The 23582-nt window shown below is 56.8% G+C and carries 22 protein-coding genes and 1 pseudogene; 17 read left to right on the top strand and 6 right to left on the bottom strand.

Annotation, left to right across the window (positions count from 1 at the left end; genetic code table 11):
* Positions 1 to 7 precede the first annotated feature (7 nt).
* The 10 genes and pseudogenes from ACQ86N_RS47185 to ACQ86N_RS47230 all read left to right on the top strand — a co-directional run bounded on the left by ACQ86N_RS47185 (position 8) and on the right by ACQ86N_RS47230 (position 9835).
* Positions 8 to 1642: a RagB/SusD family nutrient uptake outer membrane protein gene (locus ACQ86N_RS47185; protein ID WP_431213133.1), complete on the top strand. Its 1635-nt coding sequence runs from the start codon at positions 8 to 10 to the stop codon at positions 1640 to 1642.
* 18 nt (positions 1643 to 1660) lie between these two features.
* Positions 1661 to 2911 (top strand): hypothetical protein, encoded by a 1251-nt coding sequence (locus ACQ86N_RS47190; RefSeq protein ID WP_431213134.1) that lies wholly within the window; start codon positions 1661 to 1663, stop codon positions 2909 to 2911.
* 3 nt (positions 2912 to 2914) lie between these two features.
* Positions 2915 to 3910 (top strand): glycoside hydrolase family 26 protein, encoded by a 996-nt coding sequence (locus ACQ86N_RS47195; protein ID WP_431213135.1) that lies wholly within the window; start codon positions 2915 to 2917, stop codon positions 3908 to 3910.
* Entirely contained in the window at positions 3907 to 4065 is a 159-nt protein-coding gene (locus tag ACQ86N_RS47200) for a hypothetical protein (RefSeq protein ID WP_431213136.1), read from the top strand. The genes ACQ86N_RS47195 and ACQ86N_RS47200 overlap by 4 nt, the downstream gene beginning before the upstream one ends.
* A gap of 52 nt (positions 4066 to 4117) precedes the next feature.
* Positions 4118 to 5971 carry a sodium:solute symporter family protein gene (locus tag ACQ86N_RS47205; RefSeq protein WP_431213137.1) on the top strand — a complete coding sequence of 618 codons (1854 nt, stop codon included), beginning with the start codon at positions 4118 to 4120 and terminating at the stop codon, positions 5969 to 5971.
* Between the two features lie 234 nt (positions 5972 to 6205).
* A pseudogene (locus tag ACQ86N_RS47210) lies at positions 6206 to 7093 on the top strand (glycoside hydrolase family 130 protein); the annotation flags it as partial.
* Positions 7094 to 7283: 190 nt separating this feature from the next.
* A complete protein-coding gene (locus ACQ86N_RS47215; RefSeq protein ID WP_431217884.1) occupies positions 7284 to 7811 on the top strand; it encodes an AGE family epimerase/isomerase in 528 nt (175 codons plus the stop codon).
* Positions 7774 to 8424, top strand: a complete 651-nt coding sequence (locus tag ACQ86N_RS47220; RefSeq protein WP_431213138.1) for an AGE family epimerase/isomerase — start codon at positions 7774 to 7776, stop codon at positions 8422 to 8424. The genes ACQ86N_RS47215 and ACQ86N_RS47220 overlap by 38 nt, the downstream gene beginning before the upstream one ends.
* A 23-nt stretch (positions 8425 to 8447) precedes the next feature.
* Complete coding sequence (locus ACQ86N_RS47225; protein WP_431213139.1) at positions 8448 to 9131, top strand: SGNH/GDSL hydrolase family protein; 684 nt, start codon at positions 8448 to 8450, stop codon at positions 9129 to 9131.
* A gap of 11 nt (positions 9132 to 9142) precedes the next feature.
* On the top strand, positions 9143 to 9835 hold the full coding sequence (locus ACQ86N_RS47230; protein WP_431213140.1) for an SDR family NAD(P)-dependent oxidoreductase: 693 nt from the start codon (positions 9143 to 9145) through the stop codon (positions 9833 to 9835).
* A 61-nt stretch (positions 9836 to 9896) separates the two neighbouring features.
* Here the strand turns inward: ACQ86N_RS47230 and ACQ86N_RS47235 are convergent, their stop codons facing one another.
* Positions 9897 to 10202, bottom strand: a complete 306-nt coding sequence (locus ACQ86N_RS47235) for a hypothetical protein (protein WP_431213141.1) — start codon at positions 10200 to 10202, stop codon at positions 9897 to 9899.
* A 274-nt stretch (positions 10203 to 10476) separates the two neighbouring features.
* Here ACQ86N_RS47235 and ACQ86N_RS47240 point away from each other — a divergent pair, with 274 nt between their 5' ends.
* From ACQ86N_RS47240 to ACQ86N_RS47250, 3 genes are read left to right on the top strand one after another with little or no spacing between them, the layout of a single operon-like run.
* Positions 10477 to 11169 carry a response regulator transcription factor gene (locus ACQ86N_RS47240; protein WP_431213142.1) on the top strand — a complete coding sequence of 231 codons (693 nt, stop codon included), beginning with the start codon at positions 10477 to 10479 and terminating at the stop codon, positions 11167 to 11169.
* Positions 11170 to 12555 carry an ATP-binding protein gene (locus ACQ86N_RS47245; RefSeq protein WP_431213143.1) on the top strand — a complete coding sequence of 462 codons (1386 nt, stop codon included), beginning with the start codon at positions 11170 to 11172 and terminating at the stop codon, positions 12553 to 12555.
* A gap of 14 nt (positions 12556 to 12569) precedes the next feature.
* Positions 12570 to 13700 (top strand): glycerate kinase, encoded by a 1131-nt coding sequence (locus tag ACQ86N_RS47250; protein ID WP_431217885.1) that lies wholly within the window; start codon positions 12570 to 12572, stop codon positions 13698 to 13700.
* Here ACQ86N_RS47250 and ACQ86N_RS47255 read toward each other — a convergent pair.
* Genes ACQ86N_RS47255 through ACQ86N_RS47265 form a run of 3 tightly spaced genes read right to left on the bottom strand, consistent with a single transcriptional unit; the run spans position 13680 to position 17433 of the window.
* Positions 13680 to 14636 (bottom strand): MGH1-like glycoside hydrolase domain-containing protein, encoded by a 957-nt coding sequence (locus ACQ86N_RS47255; RefSeq protein ID WP_431213144.1) that lies wholly within the window; start codon positions 14634 to 14636, stop codon positions 13680 to 13682. The two genes, ACQ86N_RS47250 and ACQ86N_RS47255, sit on opposite strands and share 21 nt — an antisense overlap.
* Positions 14584 to 16314: an MGH1-like glycoside hydrolase domain-containing protein gene (locus ACQ86N_RS47260; RefSeq protein ID WP_431213145.1), complete on the bottom strand. Its 1731-nt coding sequence runs from the start codon at positions 16312 to 16314 to the stop codon at positions 14584 to 14586. Before ACQ86N_RS47260 ends, ACQ86N_RS47255 begins: the two co-directional genes overlap by 53 nt.
* Before the next feature lie 45 nt (positions 16315 to 16359).
* A complete protein-coding gene (locus ACQ86N_RS47265) occupies positions 16360 to 17433 on the bottom strand; it encodes a branched-chain amino acid aminotransferase (RefSeq protein ID WP_431213146.1) in 1074 nt (357 codons plus the stop codon).
* Positions 17434 to 17524: 91 nt separating this feature from the next.
* On the opposite strand from ACQ86N_RS47265, the gene ACQ86N_RS47270 reads away from it, so the two are divergent.
* From ACQ86N_RS47270 to ACQ86N_RS47285, 4 genes are all read left to right on the top strand, one after another.
* Positions 17525 to 18184, top strand: a complete 660-nt coding sequence (locus ACQ86N_RS47270; RefSeq protein ID WP_431213147.1) for a GntR family transcriptional regulator — start codon at positions 17525 to 17527, stop codon at positions 18182 to 18184.
* Entirely contained in the window at positions 18066 to 18968 is a 903-nt protein-coding gene (locus ACQ86N_RS47275; RefSeq protein WP_431213148.1) for a PLP-dependent aminotransferase family protein, read from the top strand. The genes ACQ86N_RS47270 and ACQ86N_RS47275 overlap by 119 nt, the downstream gene beginning before the upstream one ends.
* A gap of 149 nt (positions 18969 to 19117) precedes the next feature.
* The gene (locus ACQ86N_RS47280; RefSeq protein ID WP_431213149.1) at positions 19118 to 21130 is read left to right on the top strand and encodes a RagB/SusD family nutrient uptake outer membrane protein; all 2013 of its coding nucleotides are present in this window, start codon (positions 19118 to 19120) and stop codon (positions 21128 to 21130) included.
* Between the two features lie 117 nt (positions 21131 to 21247).
* Positions 21248 to 21676, top strand: coding sequence for a DoxX family protein (locus tag ACQ86N_RS47285; RefSeq protein WP_431213150.1), 429 nt, complete (start codon positions 21248 to 21250; stop codon positions 21674 to 21676).
* A 107-nt stretch (positions 21677 to 21783) separates the two neighbouring features.
* On the opposite strand, the gene ACQ86N_RS47290 is transcribed toward ACQ86N_RS47285, so the two are convergent.
* Both ACQ86N_RS47290 and ACQ86N_RS47295 read right to left on the bottom strand, forming a co-directional pair.
* The gene (locus ACQ86N_RS47290) at positions 21784 to 22149 is read right to left on the bottom strand and encodes a hypothetical protein (RefSeq protein ID WP_431217886.1); all 366 of its coding nucleotides are present in this window, start codon (positions 22147 to 22149) and stop codon (positions 21784 to 21786) included.
* A complete protein-coding gene (locus ACQ86N_RS47295; protein WP_431213151.1) occupies positions 22088 to 23566 on the bottom strand; it encodes an AMP-dependent synthetase/ligase in 1479 nt (492 codons plus the stop codon). The genes ACQ86N_RS47290 and ACQ86N_RS47295 overlap by 62 nt, the downstream gene beginning before the upstream one ends.
* Positions 23567 to 23582 lie beyond the last annotated feature (16 nt).

The raw sequence follows: 23582 nt of genomic DNA on the forward strand, positions 1-23582 counted from the left end.
CAAAACAATGAAAACACATATCTATATATTGGCGGCCGCGCTGCTCACGACATCGGCGGGCTGTAAAAAAACCTTCTTCAACCGGCCTCCCGAAGACCAGCCGACGGTCGGCACTTACTATCAGACCACGGACCAGGTGCAGTCCAGTACCGCAATCCTGTACGCCGCGCCCTGGTTCGGACTCAACGGCAAGGCCTTTCTCGCCATCGGCGACCTGCAGAGCGGCAACGCCATCTGCTACGCCGGCACCGACGGCGCATTCGACGCCTTCCGCAACTTCTCACAGGGCAACGCGACCCAGGGTATCCAGAGCGCATGGAACTCATTGTATACCGTCGTGGCCCAGGCCAACGCCCTGCTGAACAATCTGCCCACTGCCGCCCCGGCCTCCGTGCCAAAGGACGTCGTCAACAACGCCCTCGGCGAGGCGCACGTCATGCGCGCCGCGGCCTATTTCGATCTGGTAAGGCTCTTCGGCAATGTGCCCATTATTACAGACCCGACACAGTACGTGGGTAGTTTCCAGTCGGTGCCCACAAATCCGGTGGCCGACGTCTATAAATTTATGATCAACGACCTGAAGTTCGGTGAAGCCAACTGCAGGACCGGGACGGCAAGCACGGGTCATGTCTCCAGTGCCTCGGCCTCCGGTCTGATGGCAAAGGTCTATCTCTATATGCAGGACTACGCCAACGCACGGACAGAAGCCGAGAAGGCGATCAACAGCGGTGAGTTCGGCCTGATGGGTCTGGACTTCCCCGGCAGCTATGCCCAGCTGTTCGAGTTTGCAGGTAACAACTCGAAAGAGTCGATGATCGCCCTGCAGTGGACTTCCAATGGCGGCTACGGATTCGGCAACCAGCTGCAGTCCGTTATCGCGGCCAGCTCGGATATCACGGGCACCAGCGACGGCTATGGCGAACTCGGCCCCAGCTGGGACCTTCAGGACGCGTTCACTGCAGCCGGGGACTCGGTCCGGCGCCACGGCTGTATCATGCTGGGCGGCGACCACTACGCAGAACTCCACAAAAAGGACGGCGGATATACCGTCCCGCTAAATATCAACGCGCAGGGCTCACACGCGGGCATGAAGAAATACGTGGTCGGCACTCCCGATGACAACAACGGCTACAGCGCAAAACAGGCCACGTCGAACAACACCTATATACTACGCTATGCCGACATCTACCTCATCGAAGCCGAAGCGATTCTGGGAACCGCCGCCGGCGCCAGGCCAGGTACCGGTATTCCGATGAACGCATCGACCGCGGACGCCACGGCGTTAAAGTATATCAATCTGGTCCGGCAGAGGGCGATGCTCCCCGCCCTCACGAGCCTGACGTATCAGCAGCTCATCAACGAGAGAAGACTCGAATTCGCCATCGAAGGCGAATACTGGTACGACCTGCAGCGGCTGGACGGCTTCAACAACCCGCACCACCCCACGGCGATCGCCATCATCTCGCAACAGAACAGGGGCGACTCCGATGGCGCCGGCACCGCTGCCAACAACTACACCGACTACCATCGCAACACGCTGCACGTAACTCCTTCGGAAGCCGCCTTCCTCCTGCCCATCCCGGCGACGGAAACGGCCGCCGACCCGGCCCTGCTGCAGCCACCGGTACCCTATAAATTTTAAAACTTCAACCGAAAAAAGATGAGATCAAAATATATAAAGGTTTTGGCGACGGTGCTCCTGCTGCTCTCGTTTGCCGCCTGCAAAAAATACAACAGCGCGGGTTTTACTCCCGGCTCCGGCGCACCCGTTATCAGCTCGGTACACACCTACAGCAAGACCGATACGACCACCCGGATGGACACCGTGGTGAGCTATGATACCTCGGGTACAAAGAGCCTGTCGTTTAAGTTCAAGTCCAATACGGTGAGCCCATTCGACTCGACAACTACCGCGGGCAATCTGGGGAATTATTATGTCATCTACGGCACCAATCTCGGAAGTACGACAAAGATCACGTTCAACGGAGCCAACGCCTATTTCAACAGGGCGCTGATCACGGACAGATCACTGATCGTACAGATCCCTTCAACGACGCCCTTTATCGGGACCAGCGCGACGGACAGCCTCGTGGTGACAACGCTCTACGGAAAGGCATACTATAAGTTCAAGATCATCCCGCCGCCGCCTACGGTGAACGCCATGTCGGACCTTAATTTCTGGACGGGCTCGCAGATCGCCCTGAAGGGCGTCGGCTTCACCAGCGTAACTTCTATCGGCCTCACGGGCACAACGGCCACGGTCACCATCGTCCAGAGGACCGATACCACTATGACCCTGCAATTTCCGTCGACAACGGTCAGCAGGGCAAGCCTCGTGTTTAACTTTACGCTGGTTGGCAATGCCCAGACCGGGACTATGGCCATGGAACTGATCGACCTCGACAACGCCTATACGATCTTTTATAAGAACAATTTCCAGAACTCCTGGGTCGACAATTCCTGGTCACACCCGTCGGGGCCGTCTACCGAAGCAACCCATTCGGCGCCGGGAACTTCTTCGCTGCGCGCCAACTACCCCGCCGGCGCCTGGCAGATCGAAGGCTGGGCCGGATGGAACGGACCCGGCGGAGGCTTCAGCTACGACGCCGGCTACAAATACCTGACCTTCTGGGTCAGGGGCGGGACAGCAGACCATACGCTAGTTCTCGTCGGCGACCAGATGACCGGAGGCTATGGTCAGATCCAGCTGGGCGCAGCCATGGCCATACAGAAGATCCTCACACCAAAAGGCGTCTGGACCTACTACAGGATACCTCTGGGCGGCGGCGCCAGCCAGCTGAATTTCTGGGCCGGCGGCAATCTTGCCAAACAGCTCGGATTTTTCCTGCAGGGTCAGAACGGAGACGTAGATGAAGTGATGTACTTTGATGAAGTCGCCTTTGTTAAATAAATTATGCGCAACATTTTTTTCGTGATCATTCAGACTATCCTGTGGACAGATCTCAGTGCCCAGACTCTGCCGATCGACCACCAGGCCACCTGGGAAACAATTCTTCTCTACCGGCATTTGAAGACGCTTGCCGGTAGAGGTTTCCTCTTCGGGCATCAGGACGACCTTGCCTATGGCGCATACTGGAAATATATCCCTGGCCGCAGCGACGTAAAAGACGTAACCGGCGACTACCCCGCGCTCTATGGCTGGGAGTTGGGAAGGATCGAGCTGGATCAGCCCAACAACCTCGACGGCGTACCCTTCAGGCTGATGAAAGACTATATCCGGGAAGGCTATCGGCGCGGCGGCGTTATCACGATCAGCTGGCACCTCAACAACCCGCTGACGGGCGGATCGGCCTGGCAGCCGGCTCCGGGGACGGTGGCTTCCATCCTGCCAGCTATCACGGATTCATCCGGGGTCGCCGTGGCCGCTGGTCCCGGACACGAGCTCTACAAGACCTGGCTGGACAAGGTTGCTGCTTTTCTCAGTGACCTGAAGGGTCCGAATGGAGAGTCCATCCCCGTCATACTTCGTCTGTTCCACGAGATCAACGGCGACTGGTTCTGGTGGGGCGGCAAGAACTGCACGCCTGACGAGCTACAACGGCTATGGAGGTTTACAGTAAGCTATCTGCGGGACGAAAAACACCTGCACCATCTGTTGTATGCCTATAATACAGACAGATTTGCTTCCGAAGCGGCCTGGCTCGAACGCTATCCGGGCGATGAATGGGTGGACATCGGCGGTTTCGACATCTACCAGGCCTATGACATAAAAAGGAAGGAGGACTATATCCGCGCTTTCGACCAGGACCTGAGCATGCTGCAATCGATCGCAACGGCGCACGGAAAGATCGCGGCCCTGACGGAATTCGGATACAACGGTATTCCCGACAGCAACTGGTGGACAGGCAGCTTCCTGCCGACGCTAAAAAATACCATCTGGCATATGTGATGGCCTGGCGCAACGCGGGAGAGAAGCCCGGCGGCGAACACGAATTCTATGTGCCCTGGCCGGGGCAGGCGTCGGCGGAAGATTTTGTCAGGTTTTTCAGGGACCCGCGGACCTTTTTCCAGAGCGACGCGACAAAAGAAAACCTTTATCGGTAAGGACGGCTAGTTACAGGAGGCGTATCTCCGGTACATATTGTTATATTCACGTATGAGATTACAACCACTCGACCTTGCCATAATTGCCGCATACCTGATCACGATGGTGGTCATAGGCTGGACGCTGCGAAAAAAAGCCCGGCAGAACAAACTCAACTACCTGATGGGCGGAAAATCCCTGCCCTGGTATATGCTCGGACTCAGCGACGCGTCGGATATGTTCGATATCAGCGGAACGATGTGGATGGTCAGTCTGTGTTTCGTATACGGCATGAAAAGCATCTGGATACCCTGGCTCTGGCCGGTATTCAACCAGGTCTTTATGATGGTCTATCTCTCGCGCTGGCTGCGCCGCTCGAATGCGACGACGGGCGCCGAATGGCTCGCTACCCGATTTGGCAGGTCGGGTCCGGGAGTACGGTCGTCGCACAATATCGTCGTGGCCTTCGCGCTGCTCAGCTGCCTCGGATTCATGGCCTATGGATTCGTAGGGCTGGGTAAGTTCATGCAGATCTTTATTCCGTGGGATACGATAAAGACCTATATCCCCTTCGACATACCGGCCAACTATGTTCCGCATTTCTATGGCATCGTCTTCACGCTCTTCGCGATGTTCTATTCGATACTCGGCGGGATGCACAGCATCGTGCTCGGGGACGTGATAAAGTATATCATCATGACCGTCGCCTGTATCAGTATCGGCGTCATCGCGATGCGCCGTTTGCACCAGCAGGGTAGTGCGCTCCACGTCCCGCAGGGATGGCTCAACCCCTTCTTCGGCTGGCGACTCGACCTCAACTGGTCCGGACTTGTGGCGGACGCCAATAAGAAGATAAGGGACGACGGCTTCTCGCTCTTCGGCGTATTCTTTATGATGATGCTCTTCAAGGGCGTCTTCGCCAGTCTCGCGGGCCCCGCGCCCAACTACGATATGCAGAAGATCCTCAGCACCAGATCGCCGCAGGAGGCGAGCAAGATGAGCGGTTTCGTGTCCATCATCCTGCTGCCCATCCGGTATTCCATGGTCATCGGGCTGACTGTCCTGGCGCTGCTCTACTACAGCACGATCAGCGGCGACCTGCAGACCCCTTCGGGTACAGACTTCGAATATATCCTCCCGGCGACCATCAACAAGTTCCTGCCTGTAGGACTGATGGGCCTCGTGCTGACGGGGCTGCTCGGCGCATTCATGGGTACTTTCTCGGGGACGCTCAACGCCGCGCAGGCCTATCTGGTCAACGATATCTACCTGAAGTATGTCAATCCGGCGGCGTCCAACAGAAAAGTCATCTCGATGAACTATCTCGCCGGTCTCGTCGTCGTGACCACGGGTATCATCTTAGGCCTTTTCGTAAAAGACGTGAATACGATCCTTCAGTGGATAGTCTCGGGGCTCTATGGCGGATACGTAGCGGCCAATATGCTGAAATGGCACTGGTGGAGATTCAACGCGAGCGGATTCTTCTGGGGTATGCTCGCCGGTATCCTGCCCGCTATTGCGCTGGCCGTTTTCAAGTCGGCGGGACTGCTGCACGGCCTCGACCTCTACTACTGGCCAGTTCTCTTTTTGCTGTCGATGGCCGGGTCGATCATCGGATCGTACGCCACGCCGCCCACGGACAAGGCCACCCTGATATCCTTCTACCGCAGCGTCAGGCCCTGGGGGCTGTGGCGGCCCGTACACGAAATGGTAGTGAAAGAAGACCCGGGATTCACCGGCAATGACAATTTCCAGCGAAACCTGCTGAATATAGTATTGGGTATTATCGCACAGCTATGTCTTACCCTGCTGCCCATGTATATCGTATTATGGTTGAAGATGCCGCTGCTGTTAACCGTAGCCCTTCTCGCGATCATTATACTGGTTCTTAAAAAGACGTGGTGGGATAGGCTCAATGAATATTGAATCCGCGAACCGGATGAAGCTAATGATTAACTTAAAATGACCATGATGAAACACCGTTTTACGAAAAGACTAACGCAACTGAACGAAGGCTACGACGAGCTGATCCATCGGCGTAACGAAGGACTCGTTCCGGGCAACGGCATCTTTCTCCGTTATCAGCACCCGGTACTGACCGCGGGCCACGCCCCTCTTTTCTGGCGATACGACCTCAATGAGCGATCTAATCCATATCTGATGGAAAGGTTCGGGATCAACGGCGTCTTCAACGCCGGGGCTATCAAGCTGGAAGGACAGCTATCTACTCATGGCGCGCGTGGAAGGCTGGGACAGAAAATCTTTTTCGCGATCGCCGAAAGTCCGAATGGAATAGATAACTTCCGGTTCTGGGATTCTCCCGTCCATATGCCCGGCTCGGGCGGTCCCGAGACGAACATCTATGATATCCGGCTCACCCGCCACGAAGACGGCTGGGTCTATGGCCTGTTCTGCACCGAGAGACGTGACCCGGACGCACCGCCCGTGGATCAGTCGGCGGCGATCGCACAGTGCGGCATCGCCCGGACAAAAGACCCGGTGCGCTGGGAAAGACTGGCCGACCTGGAGACGAAAAGCCCGCAGCAGCGTAACGTCGTCCTTCACCCGGAGTTCGTAGACGGAAAATACGCCTTCTATACCCGGCCCCAGGACGGATTTATCAACGCCGGTTCCGGTGGCGGCATCGGCTTTGGTCTCTCGGACTCGATCACACGTGCCGTTGTCCGGCAGGAGACGATCATCGACCCCCGCATCTATCATACGGTCAATGAAGCCAAGAACGGCCTCGGACCGGCTCCCATCAGAACCCCGATGGGCTGGCTCCACCTCGCGCACGGCGTCCGGAATACGGCTGCCGGTCTCCGCTACACGCTGTACGTGTTCATGACAGACCTCAACGACCTCACCCGCGTTATTTACCGGCCCGGCGGATATTTCATCGCGCCGCGGGGAGAAGAAAGGGTAGGGGACGTCTCCAATGTGGTATTCTCCAACGGATGGATCGCCGACGAGGACGGGACGGTATACGTCTACTACGCCTCGTCCGACACGCGCATGCACGTGGCTACCACGACCATCGAACAGCTGTTGGACTATGTGATCAATACGCCGGAAGACGGACTCCACTCCGCCGCGTCGGTAGAGACGCTGCAGCAGCTGATCGACAGGAACAAGGAGTATATGGCTCGGCGCGCTCCAAAAAAGAAAAGACAAAATGAGCCCCCGGCAGTACAGGGCGGAGTTGGGAGAGGAGCTCACTTCGATACTCCGCTACTGGATGGAGCGGGCTCCCGACCCTGTCAACGGCGGCTTTATCGGGCGGATAGACGAATACGATCAGCCGCATCCGGACGCGCCAAAGGGCCTCGTCCTGAACAGCCGGATCCTATGGACCTTCAGCGCGGCACTGCGCCATACGGAACAACAGATCTACCGCGGGATGGCCGCCAGGGCCTATGTATACCTGACGGATCATTTCATGGATGCGGCGTACGGCGGCGCCTTCTGGAGCCTCGACGCCGCGGGTCGGCCGCTCGACACTCGCAAACAGATGTACGGGCAGGCGTTCGCGCTATACGGGCTCAGCGAATACTATCTGGCGACCGGAGAAGGCGCGGCGCTGGATCAGGCCATATCTCTGTGGGAGCTGATCGAAAAACACAGCTTCGACCCGGTGCGTCAGGGTTATTACGAAGCCTTTGCCCGCGACTGGTCCCTCCTCGGACGATCCCCGCCTCAGCGACAAGGATCAGGCCGACCCGAAGACCATGAATACCCATCTTCACATCCTCGAGGCCTATACTAACCTCTACAGGATCTGGAACGACCCGGCGGTACTCGGGCGCATCCGCGACCTGCTCGTGGTGTTCGATCGGTACATCATTGGCCCCTCCGGTCATCTGGAACTTTTTTTGACGACAGCTGGATCGGGCGCTCCAGACTTGTCTCCTACGGCCACGACATCGAGGCAGCCTCGGCTGCTGCGCGAAGCCGCGTGGGTCATCGGCGACGACGAATGGATAACAAAGACCGGCCATCTCGCGACGAGGCTGGCGACCGCCGCCGCGGAAGGACTCGACACCGACGGCGGCTTGTGGTATGAGACGGAGGAAGGCCGCCTCATCCGTCAAAAACACTGGTGGCCGCAGGCCGAGGCGATGGTAGGCTTCCTTCAGGCCTGGCAGCTCAGCGGAGACCCTGTCTGGTGGCAGCGGTCGGTGGCCGCCTGGAAATTTGTCAAACACTATCTCCGCGCGGCCCGCGGAGAATGGTTCTGGGGAGTAGACGCAGACCACGGGCCGATTCCCGGACAGGACAAGGCCGGATTCTGGAAATGTCCCTATCACAATGGACGGGCCTGTATGGAAATTATGAGAAGACTGTCCGCCGGCTCCGGCACGGTAGTCTCGACATTTTGACGTAGGTTTGAAAAAGAAAACTAATGCGATTCTCTGCCCGTCTCACGGTAATCATGTCCCTCTTCACCATTATGACAGTCCTCGCGTCCCTGACCTTCAAAAAAACACAGAAAGTAATCTTCTTCGGCGACTCCATTACCGCGGCCGGCGCCAAGCCCGGAGGCTATATCATGAAAATGAAAGACGCCCTGGCAAAAAAGGGTAACTCCGACTACGACCTGATCGGGGCAGGCATCGGGGGCAACAAGGTCTATGACCTCTACCTGCGGATGGACGACGACGTCCTCTCCCAGAACCCCGACGTCGTATTCATATATATCGGCGTCAACGACGTCTGGCATAAGGCGTCCTACGGCACCGGCACCGACCCTGATAAATTCGAGAAATTCTATACGGCGATCATCAACAAGCTGCTGGACAAACATATCAGGGTCATCCTCTGTACCCCCGCCGTCATCGGCGAGAAGACCGACTTCACCAACCAGCAGGACGGCGACATGAACGCCTATTCCCAGATCGTCCGCAACCTCGCCCAGAAATGGCACTGCGGCCTGGTAGACCTCCGCGAGGTATTTCATACCTATGAACTCAGCAACAATCCCGGCAACAAAGAATCCGGTATCCTCACGCTGGACAGGGTCCACCTCAACGAGGCCGGCAATCAGCTGGTGGCCGACAAGATGCTGGAGGTACTACTTTCAAAATAAATCATTGGTATATGGCTAAAAACATCCTTATCACAGGCGCCAACGGCAATCTCGGAGCCGCCACTGTGAAAAAATTCCTGGACGAAGGACACAAGGTGATCGCCGTCGACCATTCCGGGACACACCTGGGCTTTGCCGCGTCACACGATAATTTCGAACTAAAGTCGGTCGACCTGACCAACGAGACCGCGGTAGAAGATTTTATGGAAGAAGCTGTCGAGCTGTTTGGGAGCATCGACGGCGCACTGCTCCTGGCAGGAGGCTTCGCCATGGGCGATATTGCCGCTACCGACGGACCGGCCCTGAAGAAGATGTATGCCCTCAATTTCGAAACGGCCTACTACGCCGCCCGCATTCTCTTCCAGCACATGCTGGACAACGGCTATGGACGTCTGGTCTTCATCGGCGCCCGGCCCGCGCTGAAACCCGAACAGGGGAAAGGCGTCCTCGCCTACGCCCTCAGCAAGTCGCTGCTCTTCGAACTGGCCGGCCTTCTGAATGCTTCGGCAAAAGGAAAGAACGTGGTGGCCTCCGTTGTGGTCCCCTCTACGATCGATACGCCCATCAACCGGCAGAGCATGCCCGACGCCAACCCCGACAACTGGGTAAAGCCCGAACAGATCGCCGACCTGCTGGCCTTTATCTGCAGCGACAAGGGCGACGCTATCAGGGAACCGGTCTACAAGGTCTATAATATGGCTTAAGAAAAAAGCAGACCCTTCGGCCTGCTTTTTTCATCATTTTCTGGTACTTACTTACTTGCTGCTACACCGTTAGCACACTGTTGAACCCCGTTACACCGTCCGGCTCGCGAAGAGGATTCTCGATATCCTCCATCCACATTCTGTCGTCGAACAAAAACTTGTAATAATACTTGCCCTTGGGCAACATGGGGATGGAAATCTTCCAAAACCCATCTTTAGCCGCTGTCATCTGTAACTCGTCAGGAGCCCAATGATTAAAGGAGCCTGCAAGAGCAATGTGGGCTGCGGATGTGGAATTTACGTGGTGAACATAAAACTCGATCGTTTTTTTACGCCTGTTGATGAAAGGCGACTCGCGAAGTTTCATAGCAACCCCCTTTTTTTAGATTTAGATTTTAAAAAGCGCTTCCGGTAGGGTACACTTTCGTAATGGCTAAAATCGTTGTTTCTACGGTGGTTGGTCTCCGGGTGAGAGTTACAAAATTTACACTTTTTTTCGGCATATTGCAACGGGAACGGAAGTATTTTTTCCGGGATCGGGAAGGGTTTTTGCTAAATCGGTTTAATTGGTTTTTAATCGTTAATTAACACCTTTCCCCGCAGAACCGGTAAATTTAGGGCTATTCACCAGAAGACTTATTATGGCAGACACAAAGATATTACTCGTTGAAGATGAAAAGAAGATAGCGGAGTCACTGCGTAAGGGCCTAAGCGAGCAGCACTATGAGGTCGACGTAGCCTATGACGGCGCAATCGGTCGCAAACTGTTCGACGCCGGTACCTATGACCTGGCCATCCTCGACATCAACTTACCCCTGATGAACGGCTACGAACTCGCCCGTCACATCCGCGCCGTCAATGAAGACATCCTGGTCATCATGCTCACCGCCATGAACACGACCGAAGACAAGATAGAGGGATTCGAAGCCGGCGCGGACGACTACATCGTAAAACCCTTTGACTTTCAGGAACTGCTGGTCCGTATCCGCGCCCTCCTCAAACGGCTGCACCACCAGCCCGTCGCCGGCTCGAACGTGCTCAGGGTCTCCGACCTCGTTATGAACCTGGACAGCAAGGAAGTCTCGCGCGAAGGCAGGAACATCCCCCTCACGGCAAAGGAATTTCAGCTCCTCGAATATTTTATCCGCAACAAGAATAAAGTGGTTTCCCGTATCGACATCGCCATGAACGTCTGGGATATCGACTTCGACACGAAGACCAACGTCATCGACGTCTACGTCAATTTCCTGCGGAAAAAAATAGAAAAGGATTTTTCGTCCAAACTCATCTATACCCAGGTGGGGATGGGATACGTCCTTAAGGAGAACCCCTAAATGAAGATCCGCTATAAGATAATGCTGCTGTTCACGCTGTTGGTGACGGCCATCATTTCACTGCTGACCGGCTCGGTCTACTACTTCGCCAAGCTCGAACGGAAACAGGTATTCGAAAAACGCCTCCGGTCGCGCGCCGTCTATAACATGCAGCTCTACTCGCTGATGGGCGACAGCGCCTTCGGGTTCATGCACCGCATCGACACCGCCTCCACACTCGGTACGATCGCCTCCCGCAGCATCGGCATCTATACGGACGAAGGAAAAGTGCTCTATCTGTTCGACATGCCGGGCCACCCTCACTTGTCCATGTCCCCCGAGCAGCTGGATGCCGCCCGCACAAAAGGCGAGATCCATTTTATCCTCGACAACCTCGAAGCGGTAGCCCTGCACCGCCACGCCGGGAAACAGGATTTTATCGTGGTCGTTGCCGGACACGACGACGACGGCCTGGAAAGGGTCGAGACGCTGAACAAGATCCTCGTGATCAGTCTTATCCTTGGGGTGCTCCTGACTGCGACGATCAGCTTCCTCTTCGCCCAGCAGTTGCTCCGTCCCATCGCGCTCATCATCCGCGAAGTAAAGGAGATCTCCTCCTTCGACCTCTCCCACCGCATACGCGCCGGCACAGGCCAGGACGAGATGAGCCAGCTCGCAAATACCTTCAACGACCTGCTGGGCCGGCTGCAGGAGGCCTTCGCCATCCAGCGGCGCTTTATCTCCAATGCCTCTCACGAGCTGTCGACGCCTCTCACCTCCGTCTCCAGCCAGGTAGAGGTGATCCTGCAAAAGGACCGCTCCGCCGACGAATACAAACAGGTGCTATTCTCCGTCAGGGAAGACGTCACCCAGATGCGACTGCTCACCAAGAGCCTGCTCGAAATTGCCAAGAGCGGTTCGCAGGGCGGTATCGAACTCAACGAGGTGCGGGTGGACGAGGTCCTTCTGCGGGCCATGGCCGACGTAAAGAAACTCAATTCGGAGTATAGCGTCGACCTCGAGTTCGGCGAGTTCCCCGAAGACGAAAAGGATTTTGTCGTTTTCGGCAACAGCGAGCTATTGTATATCGCCCTTAAAAATCTCATCGAGAATGGCTGCAAATACTCGCCAGATAAGTCGGTATCGGCCGAGCTGACCTTCTCCCACCACAAAATCTTCGTACAGGTCGTCAACCAGGGAACCGTCATCGCCGCCGAGGAGATTCCCCAGATCTTCCAGCCCTTCTTCCGCGGCTCCGGCACGGGCAACACCCGCGGGTTCGGCCTCGGCCTCGCCCTGGCCCAGCGGATCATCGCCCTGCACAAGGGCACTATCTACGTCCTTTCCGACACTGTCAACGGCACCAGGTTTACCGTCGAGCTGCCGGCGATAAAAATATTCAACTGAAACCCTCTTTCCTCATAGCGCCCAACGCCTTTAAACATGGCCTTTCCGCGGAAGACGCGGCTGCAGCCATCGGACAGGGTCTGACCGCCAGCGGTCTCCGGCATACCTCCGAGGCCTTCCCCATCGGCGACGGCGGCGACGGGACGATCGCGCTCATCGCGGACAGACTTGGCGCCGTGAGGGTCAAGGCCACGGTGCGCGACCCGCTGCACAGAGATATCGACACCTGGTTCGGGTTGACAGACGACGCCACCACCCTCATAGAAATGGCCAACGCCTCGGGGCTGCGGCTGCTCGACACCGCCGAACTCGATCCTCTGATCGCCCTCTCCACCGGCACCGGCGATCTCATCCGCGCCGCTCTGGACCTCGAAGCCCGCCGCATCATCGTCGGCATGGGCGGCTCCGCAACAGTAGACGGCGGCGTCGGCATCCTCCAGTCGCTCGGAGCCCGCTTCCTCGACAAGCACGGCGACCCGCTGACCGGCCTGCCCGCTGCACTCACGGCACTGGACAGCATCGATACTTCCCAACTCGATCCACGCCTCGCCAACTGCGAACTGGTCGTCCTCTGCGACGTCGACAATCCATTGCTGGGGCCATCCGGTGCAGCAGCAGTCTATGGGCCGCAGAAAGGCGCGACGCCCGGGTCCGTGCAACAACTGGACTCCTGTCTGGAACAACTCGCTAACGTGGTGGCTAAAACGACCGGAAGAGACATGAAGACCGTCACCTACGGAGGAACCGCCGGGGGCGCCGCCGCCGGACTTTATGGGCTGCTCAACGCGACCCTCGCCGGCGGCATCGACTATTTTCTCGATATCACCGGCTTTGACCGGTCGCTCGAAACAGCCGATTTCGTAATTACAGGAGAGGGGAGTATCGATGACCAGACCCTCCAGGGCAAGGGCCCGATGGGCGTCGCCGTCCGCGCGAAGAAGAGAGGCATCCCCGTCATCGGCCTGGCCGGGAAGATCCCGCTGACGCCAGGCCCCGAACTAAAAAAGTATTTTGACATCCTGCTTCCCATCGGCAACGAACCCTCGGGACTCGCCGACGCACTGGAGAACACCGCCGCCAACCTGTCCAGGACTGCAGAGGCTATCGGCCGAATGATCGCACTCTCATCCACCGGACTGGAATGACCCTCCGCCGCCGGGCCTCCGCGGAAACAGTAATTTTGCAACAAGCCCCGTCCACCCCGTCTGATGCGAAGCCCCCAGTCCCTTCCCGCTGTCCCCATGAAAATATTCGAAGAACAAAAGATGGTCCCTGAAATGCGGGTCCTGCTGCATCTTCTCATTGTCACCGAACACCGGTCTGCGTCCCTTCTCATCCCGCAGGAACAAATTCGCCAGCCTCTTGGACAGGCGCTCGCTGATCTCTTCCAGATTGAGATACTTACCCGACCCCGTCGGATATTCGATCTTAAAATCGTCCCCGTAGTAGTGATAAAAACGCTGGAGAGCCTCGATCACAAGGAAATTCGCCGGCATCCAGACGGGACCGCGCCAGTTGGAATTGCCCCCGAACAACGGCACATTGGATTCAGCCGGCGTATACTTTATTGACAGCACCGTCCCGTCCACGCTGAACTCATAGGGATGCTTCTCGTGGTATTTAGATACCGACCTCACGCCGAAATCACTGAGGAACTCCGTCTCGTCCAGCATACGGTATAGGATCCGCTTGATCCGGTGACCCCTCAGCAGCGACAGCAGGTGCTTCTCGTCCGAACCCTTTTCGTGCCAGCGGGAGACCAGCGCGGCCAGATCGGGACGGCGCTCCAGCAGCCATTTCAGCCGCCTCGCAAATTCCGGCAGCGACTGCAGCAGCTCATCGTCGATGACCTCGACTGCGAATAAGGGCACGAGCCCAACGAGCGAGCGGATCCGCATCCGGATGCTTTTGTCGCCCGGCATCCGCAGCGTATCGTAGTAGAACTCGTCTTCCTTGTCCCAGAGACCGTCGACATTCGTCCCCATGCTCGCCATGGCCTGCGCGATATGCAGGAAATGCTCGAAGAACTTATTGGCCATATCCTGATAGACCGGATTCATCTGCGACAGCTCCAGCGCCATCCGCATCAGATTCAGACAATAAAAGGCCATCCGAGCTGGTGCCGTCGGCCTGCTCCAGCCGGGCTCCCCCGGGCAGCTGCATGTTGCGGTCGAACACCCCGATATTGTCCATGCCCAGGAAACCCCCTTCGAAGATATTGTTACCCTCGGCATCTTTACGGTTGACCCACCACGTGAAATTCAGCAACAGCTTGTGAAAGACCGTTTCAAGAAAACTTATATCGCCCTTCCCACCATTCTCGTGCTTGTCGATCTCATAGACCCTGTATGCGGCCCAGGCATGTACAGGCGGATTGGTATCCGCGAAGGACCACTCATAGGCGGGCAGCTGCCCGTTGGGATGCATATACCAGTCGTGCGTCAGCAGCAGCAACTGGTGCTTGGCGAAGTCGGCGTCGATCAGCGCGAAGATGATACAGTGGAAGGCCAGGTCCCACGCCGCATACCAGGGGTACTCCCATTTGTCGGGCATGGAAATGATATTGCTGTTCTTGAGATGCCGCCATTCGCGGTTGCGGCCACTCAGGCGTTCTGGCGGAGGCGGGGGTTGGGCCGGATCGCCCTTCAGCCACTCTTCAACGTTATAGTAGTAAAGCTGTTTGTTCCACATCATCCCGGCGAAAGCCTGACGCTGTACCCTCCGCTCGTCCTCGTCTTGCAGGTCCTTCTGGATGTCTGCATAGAATGCATCGGTCTCGGCTATCCGCTGTGCGAAGACTTCGTCAAAATCCCTGAACGGATTCGGGTTGCTGCCCTTCGCCAGTCTTAGCCGGACGACCTCCGACCCTCCGCCGGGAATCGTCTTGTCATAGTTGAAGGATGCCTTTGTACCCTGGAGATAGTTGATGGCATTTTCGTTGCCGTGGATCAGCCATTCCTGGATCCCATCCTTGAAATACCGGCTTCTGTTGTCGGCCCCGTATAACTTGTGGTAATTGGTCTCGTTGTCGCAGAACAGACCCAGGTCCATATCGTCGGCATACAGCGTATAGTCGCCGATCTCGTGGTGTGCGATAAGGATATTCCCCTCGTTGGAAGAGAACATGGTCGGCTTGTAGTCGTCGTAACCCCAGCTCCACGTATTGCGGAACCAGACAGTTGGGAGGATATTCAGCGGCGCCGCGTTCCGCCCCCGGTTGTGTACCGTAATCCGGATAAGGATATCTTCCATATCGGCCTTGGCGTATTCGATAAATACGTCGAAGTATTTGTCCTCGTGGAAAAGACCGGTATCTATCAGCTCGAACTCGGGGTCGGACCGCGTCCGCCGTCTGTTCTCCTGTACCAGCCACTCGTAGGGAAACGCCTCCTGCGTATACTTGTAGAGCATCTTCATATACGAGTGCGTAGGAGAAGAGTCGAGATAGTAGTACAGTTCTTTTACATCCTCCCCGTGATTGCCTTCGTTGACATTAAGACCAAAGAATCGTTCTTTCAGGATCGGGTCCTTCTTGTTCCACAGACTAACAGCGAAGCAAAGTCGCTGCCGCTTGTCCCCAAAGCCGGCGATGCCCTCCTCTCCCCATCTCCAGGCCTTGCTGGCGGCCATATCGTGTGTAGTAGAGGTCCGGGCCTGTCCGTCCGCGCTGTAGTCTTCCCTGACCGTACCCCACTGCCTGTCGGAGAGATAGGGCCCCCATAGTTTCCAGTCCGGTATCCTGAGTCTTTCTTTTTCCATACTACCGTCAAGGTAGCTATTTTGCGGGAGATCGGCGGGCCAGGATCATATATAAAAGTTCCATCCGTATGGATCGTCGGCCCGGCCATAGCGAATGGCGTCCAGCATCTCTTTCAGCTCAACACCTACGCTGCTGCCGTCCCTGCTCACGGGTATGGTATAGTCCCTGCCGTCGATGCCGATCTGCCAGATGGGAGAGATGACAGCCGCTGTGCCCGCGCCAAAAGCCTCCTTCACACGTCCGTGCTCCAGCCCTTCGCGAAGCTCCTCAACGCTGACCGAGCGTTCTTCTACCGGTATCCCCGCCGCCGATGCGAGGACCAGCAGACTGTCCCGGGTCACGCCATCGAGCGTGGTGTCGTTGAGTGGCGGAGTGACGAGCACGCCGTCTATGACAAAGAAGACATTCATCATCCCCGACTCTTCGATGTATTCATGCGAGACGCCGTCGGTCCACAGCACCTGATCATAGCCTTCTTCCCTCGCCTTCTGCGTGGGATACAGCGACCCGCCATAGTTGCCGCCGCATTTGGCATAACCTGTTCCCCCGCGGACCGCACGGGCATACTCCCTCTCCACCTTCACCCGCACCGGATGCGCGAAATAATTACCGGCCGGCGAGCAGACGATGGCAAACCTATAGCTGTCCGCTATCTTGAGTTTCAGCCGCGAGTCGGTGGCGATCTGGAACGGGCGCAGGTACAGCGCTGTCCCGGCGCCGCCAGGTACCCATTCCTTGTCCAGCTGTACAAGACGTCTCATCCCCTCTATAAAAACTTCCGGAGAGACCGCCGGCATGCAAAGCCTTTCCGCGGATTTCAGATACCGGTGGTAGTGCTTGTCGGCCCTGAAGATCTGTACTCTTCCGTCCTCCGTCCTGAACGCCTTCATTCCTTCGAAGATGGTCTGTCCGTAGTGAAAGGCGAGTGTTGTCGGCAGGAGAGCGAATGGCCCGAACGGTATGATCTCCGGACCGAACCAGCGACCTTCGGAGTAGTCGCATACCAGCATATGGTCGGAATTGTATGTTCCCAGTTCCAGCTGGTCCCAGTTCACCTCGCGGATCCGGGAATGAGCCACCCTGCGCATGGGTATTCGCATATCGCCGATGTAATTCATAACGGTTGATTTTAAAACAAATTTCCGGAAAGATTGTGTGATAAAACAGATGCAGATTTGTAATTTTGGACTAGATCAGATGGGATAGCGTATGCAAAAGAAACGACCTGCAGGCACCGATCACCTCTATCTTCAGATCGCCGACGGACTGGAGAAGATGATCGCCGGAGACATACTGAAGATCGGCGACAAGCTGCCTTCCGTAAGAATGCTGAGTGAAGAATACGGCATCAGCATGGGCACGGCCTTCCGGGCCTATTATCACCTCGAAGGCAAGGGGCTGATAGAAGCGAGGCCCAAGTCCGGGTACTATGTCCGGTTTAGTTTTCGTCGCATGCCGGGCCTGCCGGGTAACACCGAGCCCGAGCCCGTGGCGAATGAAGTGAGCATAAAGGATATGATCGCCGCCGTGTATAAAAACATCTCGGCGCAGGACCTCGTGAACTTTTCCATCGCCGCGCCGCCCCTCTCCTTACTGCCGGCGGCACGGCTCAACAAGTCGCTGATCCACGCCCTGCGATCGTCCAGCCACCACGGCATCCAGTACGAGCACTCGCAGGGCAACCCGCAGCTCGAGGGGCCAGCTCGCGCGCCTCGCCTTTCATTGGGGCGGAAAATTTGCGGCGGACGACGTGGTCGTGACGGCCGGTTGTATGGAAGCGGTAGTCATGTGTCTGAAAGCCGTGACCAAACCCGGCGATACCGTGGCCATCGAGAACCCTACCTATTTCGGCATCTTCCAGGTGATTGAAAGTCTCGGCCTGAAGGCGCTGGAGATCTCCGCCGACCCGCTGACGGGCATCGATCCCGCGCGCCTTGAAAAGCTGATCGGTCGGTTCCCGATAAAAGCCTGCGTCTTCGTGACCAATTTCAGCAATCCCGTCGGCGCGTGCATGCCCGACGACAAAAAGGAACAGCTGGTTAGGCTGATCACGAAACACCGGATACCCCTCATCGAAGACGATATCTACGGAGAACTATATTTTGGCAAACACCGCCCAAAGACCTGCAAGTCTTTCGACAGGGAAGGGTGGGTACTCTACTGCAGCTCGCTGTCAAAATCCCTTTCGCCGGGCTACCGCATCGGCTGGACCCTCGCCGGAAGATTCACGCAGGAAGTGCTTCGAACAAAGATGATACACACGGTGACGGGCACCTCGCTCACACAGGAGGCCATCGCGCATTTTCTCAGCATCGGCCGATACGAATTCCACCTCAGGCGGCTGCGCAAGGCGCTGCATACGCAGTGCCTCCGCTACATACAGGGCATCATGACCTGGTTCCCCGAAGGCACCAGGATCTCCCGTCCCCAGGGCGGCTTCGTACTCTGGGTCGAGCTCGACCGAAAGATCAACGCCTACCGTCTCTATCAGGAGGCGCTGAAGCACGGCATTTCCGTGGCCCCCGGCCAGCTTTTCTCCGCCCAGCCCAACTTTTCCAACTACCTGAGGATCAGCTATGCCCGCCCATGGGACACCGAAGTGGAAGAAGGACTCGGGACCCTCGGCCGACTGATACGGAATTATCGGTCGTGAACGGTGCGGTAGGATACCACCGGGACCCCCGTCCCACACCAGCACCCCTTCCCAAATCAGGCACTGATTCCCAATTAATTATCGGTTCACATGGACAATGCAACCCCGACTAAGACGTTTTAAGCCGTACTCAATCCTATAAAAAACTTATGAAGAAAAACTACTATCTGTTAGCCCTATCCGTAGTGTTAGTTACCGCCTGTTCGAAGAAGGACAAACCAACACCTCCTCCTGCTCCTCCCACAGGCTCCGACGTTGCGACCGCCATCGGCAAACAACTCTCGGCAACCGACACTCTAAGCGACTTCAACGCCGCCTTCAAGACCTCGACACTCGCCGACCAGGACGTCTCGGGCGGCGTGACGATCTTCGCGCCTTCCAACATCGCGTTCGGCGGCAGCGCCGCCCCAACAGGCGAACTGCTGCCCGACTCTTCGTTGCTGAAGGACTACATCGTAAAAGGCCTGCTGAAACCAACGGACCTCACGGCAGGAAAAACCCTGACGACGCTCAGCGGAAAAACACTGATCATTACCGTTAGTGGGACCACGGTACTGGTCAACGGCGTCGCCATCAACACTACGACCCCCTACACCAGCGCGAACTTTATCCTCTACAGCGCGGTCCGGCTGCTGAATGCAGCGGCTCCGTTGGCGTTTACAGTCTGGGACGCGTCCCAGTGGTCCGCTTCCCAGCCCAAAGGCGTACTGTCCAGCGGCGCTACGGTCTCGCTGTATGCAACGCAGGCCGATTTTGCCGCGGGGACAAAGGCGCTCTACAGCACCACGACCGACGCGAACGGCGTGGCGACTTTCAACGGGATCAAAGCAGGCACTTATTATGTGGTCGCCGCAAGGGGCTCCGTCGACAACGTGTTCAAGTATTTTACCGAGGTCGTCAACGGCAGCTATGTCGGGTTCTTCTCCGACTCCGTAGACAAGAATACGGGCGCCATGATCTGGAGAGACACCAACGGCGACGGCAAATCCGACGTCAGCGATATCGGCACCGTTCCGGCGCTCCAGGCGACCGCCTCCAAAGACGCCGCGGGCAGTACGACGATTCTGATGGGCTATTATACGAAGCCACTGCAGAGCGCGGCCGACGTCCAGCAGATCTTTACCGCTGTAAATACAAGCCTTATACCCGCCTATGGGTATTTGCTGGCAATGGACGCCGTCCTCAGCGACGACGCCAACTGTTCGGGCTCCGCGAGCTACTGTCCCTTCGACAATTTCACGGTGACACCGTTTGCGACGCAGATCCAGAGCACGTTCTTAGCCACCTATTCCCAGCTCGGCCAGCTCAACCGCGTCGTCAACGACGTGCCCAATATCAGCACCATCGCTGCTGACCAGAGAGCCGACTTCATTGCCCAGGCCCGCGGCATGCGCGGTTATATCTATCTGGAGCTCATGATGTATTTCGGCGGGCTTCCCATCCAGCACGACATAACGCCGGTACTGTATCCCGGCGCGAGCCGCAGTACGACGGACGACCTGTACGCGTATATCAAAAATGACCTCACCGCCGCGGCCGCGGACCTTCCCGTGACCCGCAACGACGGGAATGTCGGACTGACAAAAGCTGCTGCAACGGGTCTGCTGGCAAGGGCCGCGCTCTGGAAAAAGGACTATGCGGCGGTGGCCGGATATACGCAGTCGATCATCAATTCCACCAGCTATAGCCTGGGTACGCTCAACGCCTGGTTTACCGCGGGCCCCAGCGCCGAAAATCTCTGGTCGCCTGGTTTCTCGGCCATCCTCCCGACGTACAACTGGCTGTACAGCGGCGTATTCCCTTCGACGACCGTCCAGATCGTCCCTGTTATCCGCTATGGCCAGGTGCTGCTGATGGACGCGGAAGCACAGCTATACCTGGGCAGCTATTCGACCGCATCGGCGGATATCAACCTCGTTCTGACCCGGCGGGGACAGTCAGCCTCCTTTACGGGACTTTCCGATGGACTCACCGCTCTGCAGGCTGCGTCTCAGATGGAAACCTACCGCCAGGGCGAACGGTTTCAGAACCTCCTTCGCTGGGGCAACGCGCAGACCGTCCTCGGCGCCAGCGGCTACAATCCGTCGAAAAACAATCTTTTACCCCTGCCAGGTCTGTTCCTGGCTCAGTATCCGGGAATTGTACAGAATCCGGGATATTGACCGATCCGCACAATATCAGACCCCGTCTCTTGACGGGGTCTTTTTTTAGTAAATTAGGGTATAAGCTCTTTGACGCCCCAATAAGGGTCGCCGATTTACCAACAAAAACGATGCTATATGAACCTTGTACAACGTGTAGAACACTGGGGGGACACCCACCATCCGCAATGGCTCGATATCGTGCGTATCCTACTGGGGGTCTTCCTCTGCTACAAAGGAATTGACTTTCTCATGAACATGGGCACAATGCTCGCCCTTATCACCAACAGAATGTCTTTCGGGTCTTTTTCATCCATGTTGATGAGCAACTATATCGCGTTCGCTCATATACTGGGTGGGATCCTGCTGATCATGGGCGTACTCACCCGATTCGCCTGCCTCCTGCAAATACCGATACTGATCGGCGCTATCTTCTTTGTCAATAACGATCTCTACCGCCCGTTCTCTGCGGTGCTGCTGCCCGTGGTCACGCTGCTGCTGCTGATCCTTTTCCTGATCGTCGGTAACGGGAAATTTCAGATGCTTTCATTTAAAGAAAAGGGCTGACCGTTATTTCAGCCAGCGGTACCGGGCGTACAGTCTGTCGGCGCGAGTACTGCCGCCCGGGTCGCGAGCGGTAGTACAAAGAGGAGGATATATTTTTTCATGGATGGCTATTCCGCATAGATCCTTTCGATCATCGCGTGGTATTTTTCAGTAACGACCTTCCGGCGCAGACTCAGTTTGGGCGTCATCTCGCCGCCGTCGATCGTCCACTCCGCCGGCAGCAGCGCGAATTTCTTGATCTGCTCGACATGGCTGAAGTTCTTGTTGTAGCTCTCGATGACTTCCTTGTAAAAGGCCAGCACTTCCGGCTGCCGGATCATCTCGTCATTGTCGCCCACTTTTATATTGTGCTGTTTGCACCACTCCTGGAGATAGGGGAATGCGGGAACGATCAGCGCCCCCACGAATTTCCTATCCGGCCCCACGATCATGATCTGCTCGACATAGGGCGACTCCTTCAGCTTGCTCTCGATAGCCGGGGGCGCTACGTATTTCCCGCCAGCTTGTCTTGAACAGTTCTTTCTTCCTGTCCGTGATCTTCAGGAAACGTCCGGCGATGAACTCGCCGATATCTCCCGTATGGAACCAGCCGTCGATCAGGACCTCCGCGGTCAGATCGGGTCGCTTGTAGTAGCCCATCATTACGCTAGGCGCCTTACAGAGGATCTCCCCGTCTTCGGCTATCTTAACCTCGACGTTGCCGAGAACTGGTCCAACGGTACCGAACATACGATCCTTTTCTTCGATCCGGGTGACGCTGATGACGGGAGAGGTCTCCGTGAGGCCATACCCCTCCAGGATCGCGATGCGTGCGGCCGTAAAAATGCGGATCAGCCGCACCTGGCAGGCGGCGCCACCGCTGGCGACGCAGACGAGGTTGTTGCCGAGCGCCTCCCTCCATTTGCTGAATATCAATTTATTGGCAAGGGACAGCTGGAGGTTGTACCATGCGCCCATATTCTTGTTGATCTCGTATCGAGCCGCGAGCCCGTGCGCCCAGAAGAACAGCTTTTTCTTGATGCCCGTCAGCTCAGAACCCTTGTGCATGATGCGGTCGTAGACCTTTTCCAGAAGACGCGGAACGGTCACGAACATCTGCGGCTTTACTTCCTTCAGATTGTCCCCGATGGTGTCCATGCTCTCGGCGTAGTAGATACTGGTCCCGCTGAACAGATAGATATAGGTGAGCATCCGCTCGTAGATATGATTCAGGGGCAGAAAACTCAACACCCTCAGCGGCCCCCGCGGCAGACAGGGCAGACAGGCCTCGACGTTTGACTGAATATTCTGGTGGGACAGCATGACGCCCTTTGGCGTCCCCGTGGTCCCGGATGTATAGATGATGGTCGCCAGGTCATTGGACCGGATACTGCCGCTGATGGCGGCCAGGCGGTCGCGGTCTTCCGGCGTCGGCTTGACCAGCAGGTCCTTCCAGTGCTTCGCGCCGGCGACGTGCTCGAAGGTGAAGATCTCCCGCAGGCTGGGGATCCTGTCCCGGATGCTCAGAACTTTATGGAACAGCTCTTCGTCGTTGACAAACACGATCTTGACCTGTGCGTCATTCAGGATGAACTCGAGCTCGGCGACGGCGATGGTAGGGTAGATGGGCGCCAGTACGGCCCCTGTCTTCTGGACCGCCAGGTCGAGCATGATCCATTCGGGGCGATTTTTTGCGATAAGTCCCACTTTGTCAATGCCTTCGGGAGTTCGGTCCCCACCCGAGATACCCAAATTGAGAAGTCCAAGGCTCAGACGGTCAATGGTCTCTGCTATCTCGGTCGTGCTATAGGTCTTCCATTCTCCGTTCTCCTTGGCGGCCAGCATGTCAGGGTACGAGGCTTTATCCAGATTGTATTGAATGCAGTCGAACAATCGTTTGGGTTCGGTCATAACTATGGTTTAAAAA

Origin of the sequence: Puia sp. P3 (assembly GCF_050632245.1) — a bacterium.
In the GTDB taxonomy this organism is placed as follows: Bacteria; Bacteroidota; Bacteroidia; order Chitinophagales; family Chitinophagaceae; genus Puia.

Excerpts from the sequence above, each read along its gene's own strand:
- ACQ86N_RS47185 (WP_431213133.1), top strand. The coding sequence starts at position 8 with ATGAAAACACATATCTATATATTGGCGGCCGCGCTGCTCACGACATCG.
- ACQ86N_RS47190 (WP_431213134.1), top strand. The coding sequence starts at position 1,661 with ATGAGATCAAAATATATAAAGGTTTTGGCGACGGTGCTCCTGCTGCTC.
- ACQ86N_RS47195 (WP_431213135.1), top strand. The coding sequence starts at position 2,915 with ATGCGCAACATTTTTTTCGTGATCATTCAGACTATCCTGTGGACAGAT.
- ACQ86N_RS47205 (WP_431213137.1), top strand. The coding sequence starts at position 4,118 with ATGAGATTACAACCACTCGACCTTGCCATAATTGCCGCATACCTGATC.
- ACQ86N_RS47215 (WP_431217884.1), top strand. The coding sequence starts at position 7,284 with ATGGAGCGGGCTCCCGACCCTGTCAACGGCGGCTTTATCGGGCGGATA.
- ACQ86N_RS47220 (WP_431213138.1), top strand. The coding sequence starts at position 7,774 with ATGAATACCCATCTTCACATCCTCGAGGCCTATACTAACCTCTACAGG.
- ACQ86N_RS47225 (WP_431213139.1), top strand. The coding sequence starts at position 8,448 with ATGCGATTCTCTGCCCGTCTCACGGTAATCATGTCCCTCTTCACCATT.
- ACQ86N_RS47230 (WP_431213140.1), top strand. The coding sequence starts at position 9,143 with ATGGCTAAAAACATCCTTATCACAGGCGCCAACGGCAATCTCGGAGCC.
- ACQ86N_RS47235 (WP_431213141.1), bottom strand. The coding sequence starts at position 10,202 with ATGAAACTTCGCGAGTCGCCTTTCATCAACAGGCGTAAAAAAACGATC.
- ACQ86N_RS47240 (WP_431213142.1), top strand. The coding sequence starts at position 10,477 with ATGGCAGACACAAAGATATTACTCGTTGAAGATGAAAAGAAGATAGCG.
- ACQ86N_RS47245 (WP_431213143.1), top strand. The coding sequence starts at position 11,170 with ATGAAGATCCGCTATAAGATAATGCTGCTGTTCACGCTGTTGGTGACG.
- ACQ86N_RS47255 (WP_431213144.1), bottom strand. The coding sequence starts at position 14,636 with ATGGCGCTGGAGCTGTCGCAGATGAATCCGGTCTATCAGGATATGGCC.
- ACQ86N_RS47260 (WP_431213145.1), bottom strand. The coding sequence starts at position 16,314 with ATGGAAAAAGAAAGACTCAGGATACCGGACTGGAAACTATGGGGGCCC.
- ACQ86N_RS47265 (WP_431213146.1), bottom strand. The coding sequence starts at position 17,433 with ATGAATTACATCGGCGATATGCGAATACCCATGCGCAGGGTGGCTCAT.
- ACQ86N_RS47270 (WP_431213147.1), top strand. The coding sequence starts at position 17,525 with ATGCAAAAGAAACGACCTGCAGGCACCGATCACCTCTATCTTCAGATC.
- ACQ86N_RS47280 (WP_431213149.1), top strand. The coding sequence starts at position 19,118 with ATGAAGAAAAACTACTATCTGTTAGCCCTATCCGTAGTGTTAGTTACC.
- ACQ86N_RS47285 (WP_431213150.1), top strand. The coding sequence starts at position 21,248 with ATGAACCTTGTACAACGTGTAGAACACTGGGGGGACACCCACCATCCG.
- ACQ86N_RS47295 (WP_431213151.1), bottom strand. The coding sequence starts at position 23,566 with ATGACCGAACCCAAACGATTGTTCGACTGCATTCAATACAATCTGGAT.